Consider the following 3574-nt stretch of genomic DNA (forward strand, 5'->3'; position numbering starts at 1 on the left):
CCTGTCAATAGCGTCGCCTTTAGCCGAGATGGCATGACTATCGCTTCTGCTAGTTTGGACAACACCGTGAAACTGTGGAATCTCAAAGGCAAACACCTGCACACCCTCACCGAACACAACGCAAATGTCACTAGCGTGGCCTTTAGCCCAGATGGCATGACTATCGCTACTGCTAGTTGGGACAAGACGGTGAAACTATGGAATCACCAAGGCAAACACCTGCACACCCTCACCGGACATAGCGATTGGGTCAATAACGTGGCCTTTAGCCGAGATGGCATGACTCTTGCTTCTGCTAGTTGGGACAAGACGGTGAAACTATGGAATCACCAAGGCAAAGACCTGCACACCCTCACCGGACATAGCGATTGGGTCAATAGCGTGGTCTTTAGCCCAGATGGCCAGACTCTTGCTTCTGCTAGTGCAGACAATACTGTAATTTTATGGAATTTAGATCTAGAGGATTTAGTGGAACAGAGTTGTGATTGGCTCCATGATTACCTTGTCACTCATCAAGACGAAGAAGAATTAAGGGAAATTTGTGGTATGTAGGGGAGTCGGGAGTCGGGAGTCGGGAGTCGGGAATCGGGAAATAGGGAGCAGGGAGCAGGAAGTAGGGAGATAGGGAGATAGGGAAATGGGTATAATTATTTAGATAAATATTATATTGTAGCTTATTTTTATAGCTTATTTTAATAAATCTTTTCAAGAGTTTTTAAGTCTCCCCACACTTCCCACACTTCCCACACTTCCCACACTTCCCCCTCTCCCCACACTCCCCCTCTAGTCGTGATTCAACACTTCGGGTAATTTCCAAGACCGCCCTTGACAGTAAACATAACCATTATTAATGTATATCCCGGAAAGTGCCCTAGCTAATACCAAGAATTCCTGCTGTTCTTCCGCAGTCATATAATTTTCATTGTGTAGACTCCCTGAGGCTCGGTTTGGATCTCCTCCGGAGTCCAGATATCGCTGACGGGCCAGAGTGGAGAGTTCTACCATTCGTTGATATTGCTGTTGTTGTAATTCACTTAAGGGCTTCATAATTCGGCTAGAGGTGTAATCGGGGTAATTTCACCATTTGGTAAAAGCATAGCAAAGGGCAGAAGAAGGCTGGCAGTGCTGATGTACCAAATGCCATTGTCTTGGTCATAAACAGTATTTTCTAGTAATCCTAAGGTATCCAAAGCATTGAGAATTAGATATTGTGCTTCTGTTGGTTCCATCGCACCCGACCGAACTAATAGGGATGTTGGTGATTTTACTCCCAAAGTAAGCATTCAGCAGTCAGCTGTCAGCCATCAGCCATCAGCTATAGCGCTACGCTTAGCGTCAGAAGTTAGAAGTCAGAAGTCAAAGGTGCGCTTTCCGTAGGCGAATTAAATTCGCCACGGGTCGCACCTAAAAGTAAGCGATTACTTACGTTTCGGAGTTTAGGAATGTCCTAATCTAAATGCGTAGTGCTATATAAGTGATTAGTGATTAGTGATTAGTGATCAGCTTTTGAATAAAAGAGGTAAGCATTAGTTTAATCTGAGTCAAGTGAGAGCGTCGTTCGCACAGCGTGGCCATTCGCGTAGCGTGGCCGAAAGGCCAAGGCCAAAGCCTGTGCTAGGAACGAGGTTTATTTTAAACTGACTGCTGACTGCTGACTGCTGACTGCTGACTGCTTACCTTTCAGGTTTTGAATAAAACAAGTAAGCATTCGTTTAATAGGGAGATGGGAACTGTGGGAAGTATGGGAAGTGTGGGAAGTGTGGGAAGTGTGGGTAGATCGGGAGATCGGGAGATCGGGAAATTTTTATTAGAGTAATTATACAGACATCCTATAATCCCTGCTTAGTAAGCTAGGTAAAAGTAGTTTTCCATGGTTAAGAGTATATTTAACTACATTTTTGCTCATTTTCATACTATGTCCTGATCTGTTGACAATAACCATAGCTGGTAGAATTTTATGGCTGGATTAAACACATTTTGGTAAAATAGTCAACAGTTAAGATGATCAGTGGGAATGAAATGTTAATAAACATAAACTCCCGTTACCACAGCGGTAAATTGGGGCTACTATAGTAACTTAAGTAATCATATAAACATAATCCCGGAAGGTAAACATGATACAAGCTGCTGTCAAAATGCTAATTCCTTTCGAGTCTATTATCGAAGCAATCACTACTCTGGAAATAGAAGACAAAATTAAGCTGAATCAAATCCTCGAAGAAGATATTGCTGAAGTCAAACCGCAAATTGTATTAGAAAAATTGTTACAGGAACCAGTGTCCGAAATGCACTTTGAGCAATTTGAGGAACCTTTCCAAGCACCCGAGCCTGCCAAGACTGAAACCTCAAACGTGTCTCTGATTCCCCTGTGTCCCCTGCTGCCTCTAATTCCCTTAGGTACCTCAGGGGATAACGTTGCTTGAAAAAATGCGATCGCTATCATCTCGGTGCGTTAGCTTTGCCTAACGCACCCTACTCGCTACTGCATCAAGACGAATTGCTAAAACCTTTATATAAAAAGTTTTTTCATAACTTTTTACCGATTCCCGATTCCCGATTCCTGATTCCCGTTCCCCTCCTGGGAGGGGTTAGGGGTGGGTTCCGATTCCCGATTCCCGATTCCCGATTCCCTGCCCCCAGCGCTAGAATCTCCTGAAAGATACTCCCTAACTTAACGAGGAATAATCACCCTAGAGCTATTCATCTTCAAAAATTGCCCCTAACCGCATCAAAACCCCTCTCATCTGATTAGAAATACCTCTATTTTTAGCGAACCTAGCCCCTTTCACTCTTGCCCCCCTAATGTCAGCATGACTAAAATCAGCTCCTCTGAGATTGGCACCATCTAACTCAGTAAGATTCATCTTCGCACTTCTGAGATTAGCACTCCTAAGGTCAGCATTTTCAAGGATAGCCAAACTCAAGTCAGCTCCCTGAAGATCAACTCTCCTGAGATCACTATTACTTAAGTCGCTACGAATCAGCTCGGCTTTGCGTAGGTTGGCACGAATCAGATGGACATAATTCAAATTAGCACGAATCAGGCAGACTTGGGTCATGTCTGCTAAACTTAAATCAGCACCTTTAAGATTACTTCTCCTCAGTTTCGCACCTTTGAGATTAGCTTCACTAAGCTGAGCACGGCTCAAGTTAGCATCAGATAAATCAACACACCTCAAGTCAGCCCCCCCCAGGTGGGCACGGATGAGGTTAGTGCCCTGAAGGTTAGCTCTGCTCAAAATCGCACTACCCAGATTAGCCCCCCTGAGTTTAGCCCCCTGGAGGTAAGCACCTCCCAATTTAGCCTCGCTAAGATTAACACCAGTGAGGTCAGTTTTCCTGACGTCAGCTCCCCTCAAGTCAGCACCACTGAGGTCACCATCCCTGACATTAGCACCATCTAATCGTATCCCCCTCAAGTCAGCACCACCAAGGCTTACCCCATGGGGATTAGCATTCCTGAAGTGGCTCATGCTTAGATTCGCACGACTGAAATCAGCCCCCCTCAAGTCAGCATTACATAAGTTGGCACCTTGGAGGTTAGCCCCCCGGAAATCCGTTCCTCTGAAATCCG

General features: G+C 44.9%; 7 protein-coding genes. 3 read left to right on the plus strand and 4 right to left on the minus strand.

The window, feature by feature from the left end; translation table 11 throughout:
* On the plus strand, positions 1-552 hold a 552-nt coding region (locus F6K20_RS29270; protein WP_287297043.1), incomplete at its 5' end, for a WD40 repeat domain-containing protein.
* Here the strand turns inward: F6K20_RS29270 and F6K20_RS29275 are convergent.
* From F6K20_RS29275 to F6K20_RS29285, 3 genes are all read right to left on the minus strand, one after another.
* On the minus strand, positions 506-709 hold the full coding sequence (locus tag F6K20_RS29275; RefSeq protein WP_154659704.1) for a hypothetical protein: 204 nt from the start codon (positions 707-709) through the stop codon (positions 506-508). The two genes, F6K20_RS29270 and F6K20_RS29275, sit on opposite strands and share 47 nt — an antisense overlap.
* Before the next feature lie 74 nt (positions 710-783).
* Positions 784-1047 (minus strand): hypothetical protein, encoded by a 264-nt coding sequence (locus F6K20_RS29280; RefSeq protein WP_008181023.1) that lies wholly within the window; start codon positions 1045-1047, stop codon positions 784-786.
* Positions 1044-1283, minus strand: coding sequence for a hypothetical protein (locus tag F6K20_RS29285; RefSeq protein ID WP_008181022.1), 240 nt, complete (start codon positions 1281-1283; stop codon positions 1044-1046). The genes F6K20_RS29280 and F6K20_RS29285 overlap by 4 nt, the downstream gene beginning before the upstream one ends.
* 831 nt (positions 1284-2114) lie before the next feature.
* Here F6K20_RS29285 and F6K20_RS29290 point away from each other — a divergent pair.
* Together F6K20_RS29290 and F6K20_RS29295 are read left to right on the plus strand one after the other, a co-directional pair.
* Complete coding sequence (locus F6K20_RS29290) at positions 2115-2423, plus strand: hypothetical protein (RefSeq protein WP_008181021.1); 309 nt, start codon at positions 2115-2117, stop codon at positions 2421-2423.
* Positions 2420-2656: a hypothetical protein gene (locus F6K20_RS29295; protein ID WP_131826953.1), complete on the plus strand. Its 237-nt coding sequence runs from the start codon at positions 2420-2422 to the stop codon at positions 2654-2656. The genes F6K20_RS29290 and F6K20_RS29295 overlap by 4 nt, the downstream gene beginning before the upstream one ends.
* 40 nt (positions 2657-2696) lie before the next feature.
* On the opposite strand, the gene F6K20_RS29300 is transcribed toward F6K20_RS29295, so the two are convergent.
* The coding region (locus tag F6K20_RS29300; protein ID WP_287297045.1) for a pentapeptide repeat-containing protein at positions 2697-3574 on the minus strand (878 nt) is incomplete at its 5' end.

The sequence above is a fragment of the Moorena sp. SIO2C4 genome (assembly GCF_010672485.1).
GTDB lineage: Bacteria > Cyanobacteriota > Cyanobacteriia > Cyanobacteriales > Coleofasciculaceae > Moorena > Moorena producens.

Coding starts and splice junctions, on each gene's coding strand:
- F6K20_RS29280 (WP_008181023.1), bottom strand. CDS start 1,047: ATGAAGCCCTTAAGTGAATTACAACAACAGCAATATCAACGAATGGTA.
- F6K20_RS29285 (WP_008181022.1), bottom strand. CDS start 1,283: ATGCTTACTTTGGGAGTAAAATCACCAACATCCCTATTAGTTCGGTCG.
- F6K20_RS29290 (WP_008181021.1), top strand. CDS start 2,115: ATGATACAAGCTGCTGTCAAAATGCTAATTCCTTTCGAGTCTATTATC.